The sequence below is a fragment of the Mycolicibacter heraklionensis genome (genome assembly GCF_001021505.1).
GTDB classification, from domain to species: Bacteria; Actinomycetota; Actinomycetes; order Mycobacteriales; family Mycobacteriaceae; genus Mycobacterium; species Mycobacterium heraklionense.
The window spans coordinates 56078-73479 of record NZ_LDPO01000006.1 but is presented as its reverse complement, the minus strand read 5'-3'; the positions used below and the strand labels follow the sequence as shown (position 1 = coordinate 73479).

Here is a 17402-nt window from a genome sequence, read left to right as displayed (position 1 = left end):
ACGGAGGATACAACCGTGGTCGACCAACCGACTGTGGAAAAAGACGTCGGCCGAATCCAACGTTCTAGCCGCGATGTCACCACACTGCCCACGGTAATGTCTCGCTGGCTTGCCACGCAGTTGCCCGGCGCGGCCACGCCGGAGATCACCGTGGAGAGCGGCGTCGACACCAACGGCATGTCGTCGGAAACGATCATGCTCACCGGCCGCTGGAGCGCCGACGGTGCCCCGGTCGAACAGCGCTGGGTGATGCGGGTGGCGCCCGCGGCCGAAGACGTTCCGGTCTTCCCGAACTACCGGCTGGATCACCAGTTCGAGGTGATGCGGCGGGTGGGTGAACTCACCGACGTACCGGTGCCGAAGGTCCGTTGGATCGAACCGACCGGCGACGTGCTGGACCGGCCGTTCTTCCTGATGGACCGCATCGACGGCGAGGTGCCGCCCGACGTCATGCCCTATACCTTCGGCGGCAACTGGTTCGCCGACGCGACAGCCGAGCAGCAGCGGACCCTGCAGGACTCCACCGTCGAAGTGCTCGCCAAGCTGCACGCGATCCCGGACGCGGAGCAGACCTTCGCCTTCCTCGACGAGGGGTCGCACGGGGACACCGCGCTGCGCCGTCACTTCGAGGGGGTACGGCAGTGGTACGAATTCGCGGTGCCCGACATGGGGCGCTCGCCGCTCTTGGACCGGGCCCTGGCCTGGCTCGAGGACAACTGGCCGGCCGACGTGGCCGCCGGCGAGACGGTGTTGTGCTGGGGCGACTCCCGGGTCGGCAACGTGCTCTACCGCGACTTCCGCCCGGTCGCCGTGCTGGACTGGGAGATGGTGACACTGGGGCCGCGCGAGCTGGACGTGTCGTGGGTTATCTTCGCGCACTTGGTATTCGAGGAACTCGCTGGACTGGCTGGGTTTCCCGGGCTTCCGCAGGTGCTGCGCGAGGACGACGTGCGGGCCACCTACCAGAAACTCACCGGCGTCGAACTCGGTGACCTGCACTGGTTCTACGTCTACGCCGGCGTGATGTGGGCGATCGTGTTCATGCGCACCGGGGCCCGCCGGGTGCATTTCGGGGAGATGGAAAAGCCGGAAGACCCCGAATCGTTGTTCTATCACGCCGGATTGCTCAAGAAGTTGATCGGAGAACAGAGCTGATGCTGGGGCCACTCGACGAATTCCCGGTTCACCAACTGCCACAACCGATCGCCTGGCCGGGTTCCTCGGATCGCAACTTTTACGACCGCTGCTATCTGAATGCCCACGACCGCACCGGGGACATCTTCTTGATCACCGGCTGCGGCTACTACCCCAACCTCGGTGTCAAGGACGCCTACGTGCTGGTACGCCGCGGCGACACTCAGACCGCGGTGCACCTGTCCGACGCCATCGACCAAGACCGGCTCAACCAGCGCATCGGCGCCTACCGCATCGAGGTCACCGATCCGCTGCGCTCCCTGCGGGTGGTCATGGATGAGACCGAGGGCATCGCGCTCGATCTGCGCTGGGAGGGCCTGTTCGACCCGGTGCAGGAGCAGCGGCACATCCTGCGGACCGGCAACCGGGTGACCCTGGACGCGCAGCGCTTCGCTCAACTGGGCTCCTGGAGTGGGCAGATCGCGATCGACGGCGAGGAGATCGCCGTCGATCCCGCGGTCTGGATCGGCTCACGCGACCGCTCGTGGGGCATCCGCCCGGTCGGTGAACGCGAACCGGCCGGGCGACCCGCCGACCCGCCGTTCGACGGCATGTGGTGGCTGTATCTGCCGATGGCGTTCGAGGACTTCGCGGTGGTGATGATCATCCAGGAGGAACCCAACGGGTTCCGTTCGCTCAACGACTGCAGCCGGGTCTGGCGCGACGGCCGTGTCGAACAGTTGGGCTGGCCACGGATCTCCACCCGCTATCGCTCGGGCACCCGCATCGCCACCGGAGCCACGATCGAGGCCACCCGCCCGGACGGCACACCGGTGGTGTTCGAGGTGGAATCCAAACTGCCGGTGCCCATTCACGTCGGCGGCGGCTACGGCGGCGACAGCGACTGGCTGCACGGCGAGTGGAAGGGCGAGAAGTTCACCGAGCGGCTGACCTATGACATGACCGATCCGGGCATCATCGGGCGCACCAGCTTCGGGATGATCGACCACGTGGGGCGCGCGGTGTGCCGCGACGGCGACGCCGCGCCGGTCGAGGGCTGGGGTCTCTACGAGCACGGTGTGCTGGGCCGGCACGACCCGACGGGGTTCCCCGACTGGGTCACCATGGCTCCCTAGAGCTGGAGCGCACTCACGATCTCACCGATCAGCGCCGGCGCTACCGGCGCCGCCTGGTAAATGCAGACGGTGTCGGCGATTCCGTCGACCCGGTCGCGGATGTGCGCGGCCACCTGCGCCGGAGTGCCGCATGCGGCGATGGTGTGCAGGATCTCGTCGGTGATCCGTGCGCCCATCTGCGCCCACTGGCCCTGTTTGGACAACGCGTTGAGTTCGGGCTGCAAATCCTGCCAGCCGTGGGCGGCCAGCACCGGGGCATACGCCGGAGTCGATGCGTAGAAGCCGAGCAGCATCCGGGTGGCGGCTTCAGCGGCCTCCCGCTCGGCATCGGTGGCGCCAGTGGCCACGATGATTTCGGGCACGACCATGAAATCCTCGGCCCGACGGCCCGCCTGGGTAAGCCCCGCCCGCACCGCGGACATCGTGCTCTCATGCAGGAATCGCTTGGTGGAGAACGGCATCACCAGCAGTCCGTCGGCGTGCGCGGCGGCCGCGCGGGTCAGCCGCGGACCCAGGGCGCCGACGTAGATCGGCGGCGGGCCGTACGGGTTCGGCCCGGGACTGAGCGTCGGCGTCATCAGTGTGTGCCGGTAATAGTCACCGCGAAAGTCCAAGCGGGCGCCGGTGTTCCAGGATTCGAAGATCGCCCGCAGCGCCGCAACGAGCTCGATCATCCGGTCCACCGGCCGGTCGAAGGCGACGCCGAACCGCTTCTCGATCTGCGCACGCACCTGGGTGCCCAGTCCCAGGGCGAATCGCCCGCCACTGAGCAGCTGGTGGTCGTTGGCCTGGTGCGCCAAATGGATCGGGTTGCGTGGGAACGCGATCGCGACGTTGGTCATCAGGTCTAAGCCGCCGACACCGGCGGCCAGCGTCAACGGTGCGAACACATCATGCGGGCCCTCGAAGGTGAAAACCCCGCTGACGCCGGCGTCGCGCAGCTCGCGGGCCTGATCGACGACACCGGTCAGCCCGCTGAGGGCAGTGCGGACTTTCAACGCGATACCGAAGCCCCTACGAACCGATCTCGGACCCGACGGCTACGCCACTCGCGGATCCGGTTGCCAGGTCCACCAGGTCGCGAAGCTCCCGGTTCACCGGAGCAGGGTGTTCAAGGATCGAGCAGTGTCCCCCGCTGAGTTCGACGAAGCGGGCGAGATTGGGTGCGGCGTCGGCGATCCGCTGTGAGGCCAATAGCGGCAACAGCCGGTCACGGGTGCTGCCGATGACAAGGGTAGGCACGGTCAGACCGTCGAGGTTGATGAAGGACGCCGGACCGAGCGCGTCGATGAGCGCCCGCACCCAGTGGCCGCGGCTGGCGGCCGGTGTCTTGGCGAACAGGTCGCAGATCAACGACGTTACAGAGGGATCGGCCGTACCGCCGACGGCAAGCATGTGCACGAATCGCCGAACCGCCAGGTTCGCCGGGCCGACGATCGGCACGTTGCCAAACGCCAGCAACCCGCGACGAGCCGCCTCCACCCGGGCCCGCTGCAGTGGCGGTGGCACCTGAAACAGTTCGACCTCGGCCAGCAGGTTGCCGATGGTGGTGTTGATCAGCGCTACCGCGTCGGCACGCTCGTGCACTCGGTGCCGGTAGCGGTCCGACCAGGCGCTGATCGCCATGCCGCCCATCGAGTGTCCGGCGATCACGGCGCGCTCTCCCGGCGCCAGGGTGGCCTCCAGCACCGCGTCCAGATCGGATGCCAGGTGCGTCAGGCTGTATCCGCCGCGCTTGGGCACGCCGCTGCGTCCGTGGCCGCGGTGGTCGTAGGCGATCACCCGGTGATCGGCGCTCAGGTCGGCAATCTGATGTCCCCACACCCGGATCGCGCAGGTGATGCCGTGCGCCAGCACGATCGGGTAGCCGCCTGCCGGCCCGAAGACCTGGGTGTGCAGCTTGGTTCCGTCGGCCGCCCGGACCGCCATGGTGCGGGCCGGCGGCAACTCCGCCGGGAACATGCCGGCACTTCGCCGCCGACTGGACCGTTGAGCACTCATCGCCACCTCATCGGAAATGCGGCAACGCTGCCGCATCGCGAGCATACGCCTGCGTGGACTAGGTTTTCACCGAAAGCACTACTGACGAAGGGTTCGTCCATGCGCGCGGTACAGATTTCCCAACTCGAGGGACCGGCGGCTGCCCAGGTCGTCGATCTCGACGAGCCGGCGGGTGAGGGTCTGGTTGTCATCGACATCCACGCCGCCGGGGTGGCGTTTCCCGATGTGTTGCAGTCCCGCGGGCTCTATCAGCACAAGCCGGAGCTGCCCTTCGTACCGGGCGGCGAGGCGGCCGGTGTGGTGCGCAGCGCTCCGGCCGACGCGCATGTGCGCCCCGGTGACCGCGTGGCGGTATTGACCATGCTCAACGGCGGGATGGCGCAGGTGATCGCGGTGCCCGCCGCGCAGGTGTTCAAGCTGCCGGACAGGGTGTCGTTCGAGGCCGGCGCCGGGCTGCTGTTCAACGACCTGACGGTGCTGTTCGCGCTGACCACGCGCGGCCAGCTGACCGAAGGCGCCACGGTGCTGGTGCACGGCGCCGCCGGCGGCATCGGCACCTCGACGCTGCGACTGGCCGGACCGCTGGGGGCGTCACGGGTGATCGCCGTGGTCTCCACCGAAGCCAAAGCCGAAGTGGCCCGGGCTGCCGGCGCGACGGACACCGTGCTCGCCGACGGATTCCGCGAGGCGGTCGCCGAGCTGACCGGCGGGCGTGGCGTGGACCTGGTGCTCGACCCGGTGGGCGGTGACCGCTTCACCGATTCGCTGCGCTCGCTGGCCCCGGGCGGAAAGCTGTTGGTGGTGGGCTTCACCGGTGGCGACATCCCGACGGTGAAGGTGAACCGGCTGCTGCTCAACAACATCGACGTGGTGGGCGTCGGTTGGGGAGCGTGGGTGATGTCGCATCCGGGCGAGCTGGAGCGGCAATGGGAGGCTCTGGAGCCGCTGCTGGCCTCCGGGAAGGTGGCCGCTCCGCAACCCGACGTGTTCGGCCTTGATCAGGCTGCGGATGCGTTGGCGGCCCTGGAGAATCGCACCGCGGCCGGCAAGGTCGTGCTGCGAATGCGGGACTAGGCATTCAGACAAATATCGGCGTGTCTCGGCTTCAGCCGCAAGAAGATCGGCGGCGGGAACGTAGATGCTGAACTGCATCATCGCCCACTAACACCACACCACTGGGTTGCCAGTGAGCACCGACGCCTCGAAAAGGCGTTTCAGTACTAACAATTCCCATAGCTCCGCGACCATGCGCTTGCGTTCGGAGACGAACAACGTTGCGGGGTGGCGCCACAGGTATCGGTCACCCTCAGCGTCCTTGTTCGAGTATGAGCCGTCCGGCCAACGTAGCCTCTCGGCGATCCCGAATGACTGCACCCGGACCGCATCGCCGGTTTCGATGTTGGTGAACGTGACCAGTGAGATCGACCGGTAATCGCGAGCTGGCTGCGTGGCAGCGGTGGCTCCGACGTCAATCCGTCGCGGTAGCAGGTGCGGGCAACGTAAGCATCCAAAACCCATGCCCGAAAGGTAAATCCAGAGTCCGACAAGTCGGTCAGCTTGCCAGCGACTGTCGGTGGCCAGTCGTAGTCGCAGCGCCATCCACTCAGGAGGTGCCCCATGAAAGTCCTTGTAGCAACAGCGCTCACCCAAGGCGACCGCAGCGGCGACTACTGCTACTGCGTCGAAGGTGAACCCGTATGGATCCAGGAGCCCTGCGACCGAGATCGACGAGACCCCAACGGCGGTTGCGGATGCAGTCGCGGTTTCGCCGGCGCAGCGTCCCACCGAACAACCACCACAGCGCGGGTGGCAGATCTGTCACTGACTCGCGACGAGCTCATCACAGCGATGCGAATGAGCCTCGCCGACGGCGGATGGCCAGCCGAGTGGGCCGAAGCCGTCATCGATGACAATCTGGCCATCGCGTCCGTGCACGCGACCGGAACAGTCATTGAATGCGAATTCGACGAGTTCCGGGCACGGACCGCCTGACCGCAGCACGCGCACGCACATTCCCCGCTTAGTTGACCAACTTGGTTGACCAATCTTGGTCAACTACTTAGCATCGATGTCATGAAGCAGGTCAAGGTCCAATACGCGAAGACACACCTGTCTGCGCTGATCGCCGCCGTCGAGGGCGGCGAGGAGTTTGTCATCGCCCGCGGCGACCACCCGGCCGCCCGCCTGGTCCCCCTCGCCAGTCAAGACGATCGCGAACTCGGCTTCGTCACCTATGCGGTTCCCGAGGAGTTCTTCGACCCACTTCCCGAAGAAGAACTCACCGCATGGCAGTGACGTACCTGCTGGACACCCACGCTGTGCTGTGGGCACTCACGGCCCCGGCCCGCCTGGGACGCAACGCCCGCAAAGTCCTCACCGATCGGTCCGTCCCCATCGTCGTGTCGACAGTGTCAGCCTGGGAACTGTCCACCAAGCAGCGGCTGGGCAAGCTACCTCAAGCAGATGCAATCCTTGGCGCCTATTCCCGGCATCTCGATCGCCTGGGCGCCACCAGACTGCCGATCACCGAGGAACACGCACTACTGGCCGGACGGCTCGACTGGGATCATCGGGACCCGTTCGATCGTATGCTGGCGGCCCAGGCGATCATCGAGTCGATAACCCTCATCACCGGTGATGCCGCATTCGCCGGCCTTGCCGGCGTTCCTATGTTGTGGTGACCGTTCACGGGTCTCCAGATCGGTACCGAGATTTTCGAAACGAGAGGACTCCCCATGCCAGACCAACGTCCCCCGCACAGTGCCAGCGCACTGCTCGAAGCCGTCGAGCAGTCGCCAAGAGCCGTCGCAGTACACGACAAGTCGGCGTGGGTGGCAATCTTCGCCGCCGACGGGCAGGTGAACGACCCGGTCGGGTCGACTCCTCACGTCGGCACGGCCGCCATTGGGCGTTTCTTCGACACCTTCATCGCACCGAACACCATTGCCTTTGATGTGCAGCACGACGTGGTCGCCGGCATGTCGGTGCTACGAGACCTCACGGTGCACACCACCATGTCGACGGGTGTCACCATGCACATCCCGATGCACCTGCGCTATGACCTGGTCGCGCAGGGGCCGGACGGCTCGCTGAAGATCCAGAGGTTGTTCGCGCACTGGGAGCTGCAGAAGATGGTCGGGCAGCTCCTGACCTCAGGTGGCCGCGGCCTGCTGGCCTCGGTGATCCTGGGCCCCCAGCTGATTCGTCACCAAGGACTTTCTGGCTGCGCCGGATTCCTGCGCGGACTTTCCGGGGTGCGAAAGCGCGGAAAGCGTCGGGTCGACGACTTTGTCGCGGCCCTGGCGCAGGCTGATTCGGCCGCGGTTTCGGCGCTGCTGACTCCGAACGCCACGCTGAGCCTGGACGGTGTTTCGGAGACCTCGGTTGCCGAGTTCGTCTCAACAGCACAGCATCTCGAGGTTGAAAAGCTCCTGGCCGCAGGGCATACCGTCACTGCGACTGTGCACCTGGACGGCAAGCGCGGGGTGGGATTGTTCGAGTTCTCCAAGGACGCCGCCGACCGGGGCGCGATTTCCGCTGTCCGCCTCTATATCTGAGACGTCACGCGGCTACAGCACGCCGGGGATGATCGCCTTGCGGTCGGGCGGGTAGTCGGGGAACTGCTGCTGGTACCACTTGTGGGTGGCCATCGCCCTGGGCCCCAGGTTGGCGATCGAGAAGAACACGAAGATCAGGCCCGGCAACGTCCAGGCCATGACCGCCCAGCCAGTCCACAAGATGAGCTCACCGAAATAGTTGCCCGACGACACCCAGCGATACACCCCGCCGTAGGGAATGCTGTACCCGCTGCTGCCATCGGCACGTAGGCCGATCAGGATGCGATCGGCCTGGAAGTTGATCCCCCAGCCGACCACTGCCACGGCGAGGCCCACGATGAAGCGGGGGTCGACAAACCAACCCTCCTGCTGCAGGTGCGGCGCCAGGGCCACGGCGTAGCCGTTGGCGAACCCGTTGACGGCGTTGAAGATGAAGCCGAAGGCAATACCGGAGACGGGGAAACGCTTGCCATCGCCCTTGCGGCTTAGTGGATAGATCAACCCGCGGTAGAGGTAGTGGCACTGCCACAGTGCGTACAACACGATCGCCGGTGCGCCATGCTGATGCGCGACGAGCCAGAACGTCACGGTAAACGCCCACCATTGAGGGCATTCGAACATCAGCCAGCTGATCTTTCCTGGCAGCGTGAAGCGCTCGTCCGGACTGGCGAAGCGGCCGTAGGGGTTGGTGAACCAAAAGCTGCTGGCGAAGGTGACGATCGTCAACACGATCAGGAAGGCGACAGCGGCGTGATACAGACCGGCCATGGCGGAACCTTTCATCCAGGATGCTAGGCAGTACTAGCACATGGGGCCCGCGGCGTCGTCCTGCGGATGCGCGACTAGCCCGCGGAATCGTCCCGCCTGCCCGGCGCGAAGTAGTCGAACGCCGCACGCATGTCGCTGAGCTTTCCGTCGGTGCCCTGCAGCGACAGCGTGACGTGGCCAAAGGATTTGGCCCCCAGCCGCCTACGACCCGCGAATGCGGACGCTTCATTGAGGAACAAGTGCGCCAGCTGCACCCGGCCGGCGTCCACGGTCGTGATGCGCTCGACGGCGCCCCACGGAATCACCCGGCTCCCGCCGCGCCGCTGGTAGACACCTTCGCTGTCGATGCGGACCTCGACACCGGAGGAGAACAACCTCGGCACGAGCACAGCCACACCGAACCCGAAGAAGACGATCGCGATCCATCCGAAGACGTGCAGGGCCTGCGGTGACCAGCCGCGAATCGACTCGACCGGCCCGAATCCCCCGGCCAACCACACCCCGATCAGGACGAACGCCCCTGTGATGGCGAGCATCGAGGCGATTTTGCGTCGGTCCGGATGCGCTTCGAATGGCATGCGACCTCCCCTGTTGACGGTGATGACTGTACTGGGGAGCTGGACAAATCAGACGTTCCATCTGGCAAAATATCACCTAGTCTGTTCACTGGACACTATGTCCAGCGAGTTTCCACGACGCAAGGAGCACGAGGAGATGCCAGAGGCGGCCAGCTCCCTGGGACCTCAGCCGACGGAGTACGACCCCGAGTGGGTCCGCGCGAAGTACGCGCTCGAGCGCGACAAACGGCTGCGCCCCGACGCCGTGAGCCAGTTCATCGAGGTCACCGCGGATTTCTCGCACTACGCCGACGACCCGTGGACGCAGCGCGTCGAACGTGACCCGGTGCACGACCACGTCCAGGTGGCGATCATCGGTGCCGGCCTGGGCAGCCTGATCGCCGCCGCGCGGCTACAGGAATCCGGCATCGACGACATCCGGATGATCGACACCGCCGGCGACTTCGGCGGCACCTGGTATTGGAACCGTTACCCCGGCGTGCAGTGCGATGTCGAGTCCTACATCTATCTGCCGCTGCTCGAAGAGCTGAACTACGTGCCCACTGAGCGCTACGCGCATGGCCGGGAGATCCGCGAGCACCTGCAGAACGTGGCCAAGCACTATCACCTCTACGACAACGCGTTGCTGGGCACCACTGTCACCGACTTGCGCTGGGACGAAACGGCCAAACGCTGGCAGATCAGCACCGATCGCGGCGACGAGTTCACCGCCACCCTGGTCGCCGTCTCACCCGGATCACTCACCCGGCCGAAACTGCCGGGCATTCCGGGCATCAACGAGTTCCGCGGACACACCTTTCACACCAGCCGCTGGGATTTCGGCTACACCGGCGGCGACGAATCCGGTGGACTGACCAGACTGGCCGACAAGCGCGTCGGCGTCATCGGCACCGGTTCGACAGGGCTGCAGTGCATTCCGCACCTCGGCGAGTGGGCGCAGCAGCTCTACGTTTTCCAGCGCACCCCGAGCACGGTCTCGGTGCGGGGCAACCGGCCCACCGACCCGCAGTGGGCGGCATCGCTGAAGCCGGGCTGGCAGCGCGAGCGCATGGAGAACTTCACCCGCGTCACCTGCGGGGTGGAGATGGACCTCGATCTCACCAACGACGGCTGGACGCAGAAGGCCCTCGAACTGAGCGAGCCCGCGGTGTTGCGGGAGACCCAGCGCCTCGGCCGAGAGATGACGCCCGAGGAGATCGCCGATTTCCTGTTCCACGCCGACTATGTGGCGATGGAACGGCTGCGCGCCCGGATCGACGAAACGGTGCGCGACCGCAAGACTGCCGAATCGCTCAAGCCGTGGTACCGGTTGAACTGCAAACGCCCCGGCTACCACGACCAGTACCTCGACACGTTCAACCGGGACAACGTCACGCTGGTTGACACCGATGGACGTGGCGTCGAGCGGTTTACCGAGACCGCCGTCGTCGTCGACGGCGTCGAGTACGAACTCGACGCTCTGGTGTTCGCGACCGGCTTCGAGGTGGGCACCGAGTTCACCCGCCGGCTGGGCTTCGAAATCGTCGGCCGCGATGACGTCCGGTTGAGCGACAAATGGGCCAAGGGCATGCGAACTCTGCACGGCCTGCAGACCCACGGCTTCCCCAACTGTTTCTTTCTCGGCTACACCCAGTCCGGGGTCTCCCCCAACTACACCCACACCGCCGAGGAACGGGCCCGCCATTTCGCTTATCTGGTCAGCACGTTCGTGCAGCGCGGCGCGCGCACCATCGAGGCCACCAAGGCCGCCGAGGACCAGTGGTTGGCCGCGATGGACGAAGCCTCGGAGAAGCCCAAGGCCTTCTACGCCGAATGCACGCCGAGCTACCTGAGTTCCGAAGGCGATAAGGAAAATCCGCACGGCATGCTGTCGACCAACTTCGGCGGCAAACCCGTCGAATTCTTTGACATGCTGGAAAAGTGGCGTTCGACTGGCCAGTTGGAGGGGGTGATCTTGGCATGACCACCACCGCACCGAAACTCACGATGCGCGACCGGCACCGCATCATGACCCGCGACCACATCATGGCCGCCGCGCTGGAGGCGTTCGCCGAACGCGGTTACGTCGCGGTGACGATCGACGACATCGTGCGCCGAGCCGGGATCGGGCGGGCGACGTTCTACCTCCATTTCGACTCCAAGGCAGCGGTGCTGCGCGAACTGCGTAACACCCGGATGACCGTCTGGGCCCAGCAGGACGCGCCGCGTGGCGGCAGATCGGGACGGCCGTCCATCAAGGCCTTCTTCGAGAAGGTGGTCGACTTCTACACTTCCGCGCCGCAGCTCTACATGGCGCTGCATCAAGCTCGGGCGGCCGACCCGGAGTTCGCCGCGGCGCACCGAGCCACCATGGAGGCCAACGTCACCGAGTGGATCGAGGCCGACGCCATGCCCGGTGCCACCGAGGCCCAGTTGCGGCTGGCGATCGCGATGATGTACACCATGGTCGATTCCTTCATGCACCTGTGGCTGGTCGACGGCTGGCCGCTGGAGCGCGAGGCGGCCATCGAGGCGATGACCGACGCGCTGCACGCCACCATGCGCTGAAAACGCCGGCCCGAGCCGCCGCGGCATTTATCGTGGCACAACGCACGAGCGATCGCGGTGCGAGCGGCTCAGACGAGAGGTTGGCGCGATGACCGAGCTACGGCCACAAGGCGCGATGACCGAGCAACCGACAGCACGTCGCGGCGTCATGCAATCGCTTACCGGGCTCAGTGTGCGCTATGTCGAACGCCTGATGCCCGACCCGTATCTGTTCGCGATGATCCTCACGCTGATCGTCGCCGGCATGGTCGCTGCGCTGGTACGCGGAGCGTCGGCGAGCGGCATGCTGCAGGCGTGGTACGGCGGCGTGTGGGGGCAGCAGAACATCTTCACGTTCGCGTTCCAGATGGTGCTGATCCTCGTGACGGGCTACACGCTGGCCGAGGCGCCGGCGCTGAAGCGGACCATCGTCCGCGTCGCTGCGATGCCGCGCAGCCAGGCGCAGGGGGCGCTACTCTGTTTCACCGTCAGTGCCGTTCTGTCCCTGCTGAATTGGGGCCTGGGACTGGTAGCCGGCGCGCTGGTCGCCCGGCAAGTGGCGCGACGTTTCCCCGACTCGCATTTCGGCTACCTGATCGCCGCGGCGTTCATGGGCTTCATCGTCTGGACACAGGGCCTCTCGTCATCGATCGCGCTGGCGAACACCGATGCCGGCAGCCCCATCAACGTGATCCACCAGATCGCCGGATTCAACGTACCGTTGAGCCAGACCATCTTCCAGCCGTACAGCTGGCTGTCGGCGATCATCGTGTTGGCGGTGCTCGCGCTCGCCGTGTGGCGGATGGAGCCGTCCGAAGGCCTATCCCCCGACCCCGCGGTGTTCGAAGACGAGGCGGCCGTTGAGACACCGGCCAGCACGACGTTCGCCGAATGGCTGGAGAATCAGTGGATCCTCAACGTGCTGCTGTTCGCCGCGGGCATAACGTATTTCGTGGCCAGTGGTTTCGCGCTGAATATTTCCTCGATGATCATGCTGTTCACCATCACCAGCGCCCTGCTGCACCGCACACCGATCCGGTTCATCCGGGCCTTCACCGGCGCCGCGAAGGTATCCGGCCCGCTGCTGTTGCAATATCCGCTGTACGGCGGCCTGGTGGGGCTGTTGGCGTATCAGGGCACCGAGGACGCCAAGCCGCTGCAGACGCTGCTGGCCCAGACCCTGGTGAATGGCGCGACGGAGTACACGCTGCCCTTCCTGACGTTCGTCGGCTCGGTGATCATCAGCCTGTTCGTGCCGTCCGGCGGTGGGCACTGGGCGGTGCAGGGCCCGATCGCCGTCGACTCTGCACTGGCGATCGGCCAACAGTCACCCGCCTATCTCGGCCTGGTCTCCATGGCCGTTGCCGTCGGCGAGGGCGTGGCGAACATGATCCAGCCGTTCTGGCTGCTGCCGCTGTTGGCCATCGCGAAGCTCAATGTCCGCCAGGTAATGGGCTTTACGGTTGTGGCGTTCGTCATCGGGCTGGTGGTCCTGGGGGCGATGACCTTGATTGCGCCGTGGGCGATCTGAGCGTCATTCGGGATCGGGGAAGCCTACGCACCGACAGGCCAGCCGTGCCAGATCCGCAGCCGCGTCGGCGGCTGGTTTGGTGGACGCCACGATGTGGCTCAGCGAAAGGCGCACAACGCTTTCGACCATCAGACGCGTGTCGGCGGGACTCAACGATGGCCACTGGCCGACCACCCAAGCGCCGAACAGCTCCACGCCACGGTCGATCAACGGTTCCCCCCGCGTGGTGATCAAGGGCAGCAGAGATACGTCGCCGTGAGCCGGTGTACGGGTGAGGATCGTCTGCAGCAGCGGATTGTCCTGCGTGACATCGAGGATGTAGTAGCCGGCGTGTTGCACTGCGCCGGCGAGGTCACCTGGATGCTGTTCGAGCAGTTCACGGATACCTTCGAAGAAGGTCGACGTTTCGCGCTGGACGAGAGCGTCTCCCAGGTCATCTTTGGTGCCGAACTCACCGTGCAGGCTCTGGCGGCTGATGCCGATGGCCTTTGCGATCGACCCCATCCGCACCGCCGACCAACCCTGCTCAAGCGCGACTGCACGAGTCTCGTCCAGGGCGAGGTTGCGCAGCCGCGCACGTCCGAACGCACGAGTTTCCGCACGCAGATCCACGACAGCCACGGGCAGCAGTCTATCTCTGACGACATTATTCATCTAGTGTTCTCATCTATTGACATTTATTAATATTTGTCACATGCTCGTGACGGAAGCATGGCCGCAAAGGAGAAGACGGCGTTGAAGACATCGGAAACCAGCGGCGTGGGCAGGATTGCCGCCGCCCTGCAGGGCTGCTATGCCGCGATGGAAGCCCTCTGCGCCGAACTCGGCGACGCTGAGTGGGACGCTCAGTCCCTGTGTCCAGACTGGACGGTCCGCGACGTGGTCAACCACGTCACCAGCATCGAAGCGGTGATGGCGGGGTGGCTGCCCGAGGATGACCAGACGCCGCCGTCGTTCCAGAAGGCCGCGGATTTTCTGCGCGAGGCCGACACCCAGGGTGCCGCCTATCTCGAGGTGATCCGCGCGGTCTATGACCGTCGGCGCCGTGACCTGGCCGCACTCACCGACGCCGATCTCGAACGGCCGTCGTGGACTCCGGTCGGTCCCAGCACCTACGGGCGGTTCCTGGAGATCCGGGTCTTCGACTTCTGGGTGCACGAGCGCGACATCGCCACTCCGCTCGGCCGCAAGACCGACGACACCGGCATCGGTGCCGAGATCGCGCTGGCTGAGGTGGCAGGGTCGCTGGGCTACATCGTCGGCAAGAAGGTGGGCCTTCCCGACGGCAAGAGCATCACCTTTGACCTGACCGGACCGCTCACGCGCCAGTTGCACGTCGCCGTGGACGGCCGCGCCAAGGCCGTTGACCACCTGGCCGATCCGGATGTCACGCTGAGCACCGATTCCACGACGTTCATCCAACTGGCGTGCGGACGTATCGACCCGCAAGCCCAGATCGACTCCGGCGCCGTGACGTGGACCGGCGATGACGAACTCGGTGACCGCGCCGCCCGCAACCTGAGGTTCACGATGTGATGAGCGGTCCCGAATCTGTCGACTTCCACTTCGACGTCATGTGCCCTTACGCCTACCAGACGTCACGGTGGATCCGCGAGGTCCGAGACCTCACGGGCCTGACGGTGAACTGGCGCTTCTTCAGCCTGGAGGAGATCAACCGGCGAGCAGGCAAGAAGCATCCCTGGGAACGGGAGTGGTCCTATGGCTGGTCGATGATGCGAGTCGGCGCCCTGCTGCGTCGCGGTCGCATGGCCGACGTCGACGCGTGGTACGAACGCGCCGGCCGCGCTTTGCACGTCGAGGGCCACAAGCCGCACGACAAGGCGGTCGCCCGCCACCTGCTGGAAGAACTCGGGTTCGATCCCGGGCTCGTCGACCAGGCGATCGCCGACCCGACGACCAGCGACGAAGTTCTGTCCGATCATCAACGCGTCGTCGCCGCCAGCGGCTACGGGGTTCCGACGCTGTTCTTCCCCGACGGGCAGTGCCTATTCGGTCCGGTGCTCGTCGACCCGCCCACCGGCCAAGCAGCGGTACGGCTGTGGGACGCCGTTGTCAGCTGGACCGAGTTTCCGCATCTTTACGAACTGCAGCGGCCGAAGACTCCTGCCGACGAACAGCACATCGCTGAGACATTCCGGCCGTATCTGGAGGCCCGCGACTGGGTGTCGATCAACCGCGGAGAGGTGGTCACCTTCACCGCCCACGAGGCTGAGGGCTGACACAAGCAACGTCGCCAATCGCGAACATGGTCAGGCTCTGGAGAAACACGGCGGGCTTATCCGAATGAGGCGACGGCGACGTGGGGGTGCCGCGTAGCGGCAGTTTTAGGCTTCCAGCAAGGACATTCATTCCCTACTCGTGACTCAGGCAATCCGTGCTAGCGTTGTTGACGCACATCGTGCTTGATGTGCTTGGAAATGAGAGAAGTTAAGTAATGACACAGGGCACTGTGAAGTGGTTCAACGGCGAAAAGGGCTTCGGCTTCATCGCCCCGGATGGCGGAGCGCCGGACGTCTTCGTCCACTACTCGGAGATCAGTGGTGGCGGATTCCGCACCCTCGAAGAGAACGCTCGAGTTCAGTTTGATGTGGAACAGGGCGCGAAAGGTCCACAGGCTGTGGGCGTTTCGGTAATCTGATCGAACACGCAGACTTCAAAAGGCTGTCGCGGCGCAAGCTGCGACAGCCTTTTTTGTGATCGGTGCGCTGGGCGTCCATCCTGGGTTATTGGGGTTATTGCCACGACGTGCTGTTGAATCGCCCCGGGTTTGATGCACTCGGCCCGGCTCGGAATCTGGATTCTTAACCGGAGCGTGTCAGCGGCGCCCGGTTCTGACCTTTGCCTCCGACCGTCTTAGCGAAGCGGGAGGTAGGCGATCTGGTTGTTCCACTCCTCGGCGTCACTGGCGACAGCGATCACTGCGATTTCGTCGATGGCCTGCGCGATCGCCAGTCTTGAACGCAGAAGGATGACGCCGGGCATCGGCAACCCGGCGGCCAGTCGGTCGCCCACGAAGCCTGGGATGGTTTTGAGGTCGCGACTGATCAAGATCCGGCCCTCGTCGGCCGCCCACTGCAGGATCGCAGGGCCACCCACGGTACGGAGTCCAACATCTTGCACCCGGAGGATGTCGATGTCGTCGACGCGGCGACGCAGTCCCAAAACGAGATCGGAGTCGGTGTTCTCGTCGGCCAGGAACCGCGGACTCACGTCGCTAGCCGGGCCAGCAACTTGGCGCGCAGTCCATCGTTGAGCGGGTGCTCGGCCTCGATCCGTTCCTGAATCTGCACGCCTTCACGTTCCTGCTCGGCGATGTAAGCCTCTACCTCGGCACGGTGGCGCAGGTAGTAGGCGAAAATCGCGTACACGTCAGCGAGAGACACCGTCTGGTACGAATCGTGAACCGCCTCCGGGGTCTTGCCCTGCTTGAAGTCGGCCACCAAGATGTCGAGGGAGATGCGGGTGCCGGGCACCATCAACCGACCGGCCTGGTCTCGAACCAGCGGCACCGGCTCGGGCTCGATGGCTGCTACGGTCATCGCGCCGCACCTCCTTCCCCTCAGAGTACCGGCACGAACCCATCGGGCCTCCTGGTTAGCCCGCCCACTGGGCCCTCTCCGCGTTGCGCCCAAGCCGAGGCCCTTTGTTCGACGTGGTGGCAAGTGCTTCAACTGGCAGATGTAGCGATTGGCGAGGACGACGTTCCCAAACGCGTTTCCAAGCCCATGAAAAATGCCCCTTCAGGCCGGGGCCTGAAGGGGCATTTTCGCTAGTAGCGGGGACAGGATTCGAACCTGCGACCTCTGGGTTATGAGCCCAGCGAGCTACCGAGCTGCTCCACCCCGCGTCGGTATCTACGAGGTTACCGAACGATGGCCCGGGCACCAAATCGCCTGCGGCCGGCGTCGCCGCGGGGACCGGCGGCCCACAATCAGCCGGTAACCCAAATTAACAAAACGCCGCTTTTGGACGGACCGCCGCTACCGCCGCACCGCCTCGTCGCGCCACCCGCATCCGCCCGATCTTGCCGATATATACGCAGTTCACAGCCATATTGTCGTCGCCAAGCCGCGCCTGAAAGGCCGAGACCCCCGACGCGCCAGCCCAACCGCCGACGCCCGAAAGTCCGAGTTGGTGGGAAACCAAAATT

Annotated in this window: 20 protein-coding genes and 1 tRNA gene; 13 read left to right on the top strand and 8 right to left on the bottom strand. The window is 65.3% G+C overall.

Annotation, left to right across the window (positions count from 1 at the left end; translation table 11 throughout):
- Window positions 1–15 precede the first annotated feature (15 nt).
- Both ABW16_RS09660 and ABW16_RS09655 read left to right on the top strand, forming a co-directional pair.
- Window positions 16–1155: a phosphotransferase family protein gene (locus ABW16_RS09660; RefSeq protein WP_047318952.1), complete on the top strand. Its 1140-nt coding sequence runs from the start codon at window positions 16–18 to the stop codon at window positions 1153–1155.
- Window positions 1155–2270 (top strand): hypothetical protein, encoded by a 1116-nt coding sequence (locus ABW16_RS09655; RefSeq protein WP_047318951.1) that lies wholly within the window; start codon window positions 1155–1157, stop codon window positions 2268–2270. The genes ABW16_RS09660 and ABW16_RS09655 overlap by 1 nt, the downstream gene beginning before the upstream one ends.
- Here the strand turns inward: ABW16_RS09655 and ABW16_RS09650 are convergent.
- On the bottom strand, window positions 2267–3268 hold the full coding sequence (locus ABW16_RS09650; protein WP_047318950.1) for a TIGR03617 family F420-dependent LLM class oxidoreductase: 1002 nt from the start codon (window positions 3266–3268) through the stop codon (window positions 2267–2269). The genes ABW16_RS09655 and ABW16_RS09650 overlap by 4 nt on opposite strands.
- Before the next feature lie 16 nt (window positions 3269–3284).
- The gene (locus tag ABW16_RS09645; protein WP_109519550.1) at window positions 3285–4271 is read right to left on the bottom strand and encodes an alpha/beta fold hydrolase; all 987 of its coding nucleotides are present in this window, start codon (window positions 4269–4271) and stop codon (window positions 3285–3287) included.
- Window positions 4272–4370: 99 nt separating this feature from the next.
- Between ABW16_RS09645 and ABW16_RS09640 the strand changes: the two genes are divergently transcribed.
- The 5 genes from ABW16_RS09640 to ABW16_RS09615 all read left to right on the top strand — a co-directional run bounded on the left by ABW16_RS09640 (window position 4371) and on the right by ABW16_RS09615 (window position 7828).
- Window positions 4371–5345, top strand: coding sequence for an NADPH:quinone oxidoreductase family protein (locus tag ABW16_RS09640; RefSeq protein ID WP_047318948.1), 975 nt, complete (start codon window positions 4371–4373; stop codon window positions 5343–5345).
- 543 nt (window positions 5346–5888) lie between these two features.
- Entirely contained in the window at window positions 5889–6263 is a 375-nt protein-coding gene (locus ABW16_RS28135; protein ID WP_047318946.1) for a DUF7715 family protein, read from the top strand.
- Window positions 6264–6344: 81 nt separating this feature from the next.
- Complete coding sequence (locus ABW16_RS09625) at window positions 6345–6566, top strand: type II toxin-antitoxin system Phd/YefM family antitoxin (RefSeq protein ID WP_047318945.1); 222 nt, start codon at window positions 6345–6347, stop codon at window positions 6564–6566.
- Complete coding sequence (locus ABW16_RS09620) at window positions 6557–6952, top strand: type II toxin-antitoxin system VapC family toxin (protein WP_047318944.1); 396 nt, start codon at window positions 6557–6559, stop codon at window positions 6950–6952. The genes ABW16_RS09625 and ABW16_RS09620 overlap by 10 nt, the downstream gene beginning before the upstream one ends.
- Before the next feature lie 54 nt (window positions 6953–7006).
- The gene (locus ABW16_RS09615; RefSeq protein WP_047318943.1) at window positions 7007–7828 is read left to right on the top strand and encodes a nuclear transport factor 2 family protein; all 822 of its coding nucleotides are present in this window, start codon (window positions 7007–7009) and stop codon (window positions 7826–7828) included.
- Window positions 7829–7840: 12 nt separating this feature from the next.
- On the opposite strand, the gene ABW16_RS09610 is transcribed toward ABW16_RS09615, so the two are convergent.
- Complete coding sequence (locus tag ABW16_RS09610) at window positions 7841–8596, bottom strand: DUF1295 domain-containing protein (protein WP_047318942.1); 756 nt, start codon at window positions 8594–8596, stop codon at window positions 7841–7843.
- A gap of 74 nt (window positions 8597–8670) precedes the next feature.
- Complete coding sequence (locus ABW16_RS09605; protein ID WP_131721483.1) at window positions 8671–9132, bottom strand: hypothetical protein; 462 nt, start codon at window positions 9130–9132, stop codon at window positions 8671–8673.
- 178 nt (window positions 9133–9310) lie between these two features.
- On the opposite strand from ABW16_RS09605, the gene ABW16_RS09600 reads away from it, so the two are divergent.
- The 3 genes from ABW16_RS09600 (at window position 9311) to ABW16_RS09590 (ending at window position 13231) form a co-directional block, all read left to right on the top strand.
- Complete coding sequence (locus ABW16_RS09600) at window positions 9311–11137, top strand: flavin-containing monooxygenase (protein ID WP_047319069.1); 1827 nt, start codon at window positions 9311–9313, stop codon at window positions 11135–11137.
- Window positions 11134–11721 (top strand): TetR/AcrR family transcriptional regulator, encoded by a 588-nt coding sequence (locus ABW16_RS23845; RefSeq protein ID WP_052956830.1) that lies wholly within the window; start codon window positions 11134–11136, stop codon window positions 11719–11721. Before ABW16_RS09600 ends, ABW16_RS23845 begins: the two co-directional genes overlap by 4 nt.
- A gap of 88 nt (window positions 11722–11809) precedes the next feature.
- Window positions 11810–13231, top strand: coding sequence for a TIGR00366 family protein (locus tag ABW16_RS09590; RefSeq protein WP_233424734.1), 1422 nt, complete (start codon window positions 11810–11812; stop codon window positions 13229–13231).
- A gap of 3 nt (window positions 13232–13234) precedes the next feature.
- On the opposite strand, the gene ABW16_RS09585 is transcribed toward ABW16_RS09590, so the two are convergent.
- A complete protein-coding gene (locus tag ABW16_RS09585) occupies window positions 13235–13852 on the bottom strand; it encodes a TetR/AcrR family transcriptional regulator (RefSeq protein WP_167344271.1) in 618 nt (205 codons plus the stop codon).
- Window positions 13853–13966: 114 nt separating this feature from the next.
- Between ABW16_RS09585 and ABW16_RS09580 the strand changes: the two genes are divergently transcribed.
- The 3 genes from ABW16_RS09580 to ABW16_RS09570 all read left to right on the top strand — a co-directional run bounded on the left by ABW16_RS09580 (window position 13967) and on the right by ABW16_RS09570 (window position 15890).
- Entirely contained in the window at window positions 13967–14767 is an 801-nt protein-coding gene (locus ABW16_RS09580; RefSeq protein WP_047319066.1) for a maleylpyruvate isomerase family mycothiol-dependent enzyme, read from the top strand.
- Window positions 14767–15471 carry a mycothiol-dependent nitroreductase Rv2466c family protein gene (locus tag ABW16_RS09575; RefSeq protein WP_268768024.1) on the top strand — a complete coding sequence of 235 codons (705 nt, stop codon included), beginning with the start codon at window positions 14767–14769 and terminating at the stop codon, window positions 15469–15471. Before ABW16_RS09580 ends, ABW16_RS09575 begins: the two co-directional genes overlap by 1 nt.
- Before the next feature lie 215 nt (window positions 15472–15686).
- A complete protein-coding gene (locus ABW16_RS09570; RefSeq protein WP_047318938.1) occupies window positions 15687–15890 on the top strand; it encodes a cold-shock protein in 204 nt (67 codons plus the stop codon).
- Window positions 15891–16105: 215 nt separating this feature from the next.
- Here the strand turns inward: ABW16_RS09570 and ABW16_RS09565 are convergent, their stop codons facing one another.
- The 3 genes from ABW16_RS09565 to ABW16_RS09555 all read right to left on the bottom strand — a co-directional run bounded on the left by ABW16_RS09565 (window position 16106) and on the right by ABW16_RS09555 (window position 17099).
- Complete coding sequence (locus ABW16_RS09565; RefSeq protein ID WP_047318937.1) at window positions 16106–16462, bottom strand: DUF5615 family PIN-like protein; 357 nt, start codon at window positions 16460–16462, stop codon at window positions 16106–16108.
- Window positions 16459–16791: a DUF433 domain-containing protein gene (locus ABW16_RS09560; protein WP_047318936.1), complete on the bottom strand. Its 333-nt coding sequence runs from the start codon at window positions 16789–16791 to the stop codon at window positions 16459–16461. The genes ABW16_RS09565 and ABW16_RS09560 overlap by 4 nt, the downstream gene beginning before the upstream one ends.
- Before the next feature lie 234 nt (window positions 16792–17025).
- A tRNA-Met gene (locus tag ABW16_RS09555) sits at window positions 17026–17099 on the bottom strand.
- Window positions 17100–17402 lie beyond the last annotated feature (303 nt).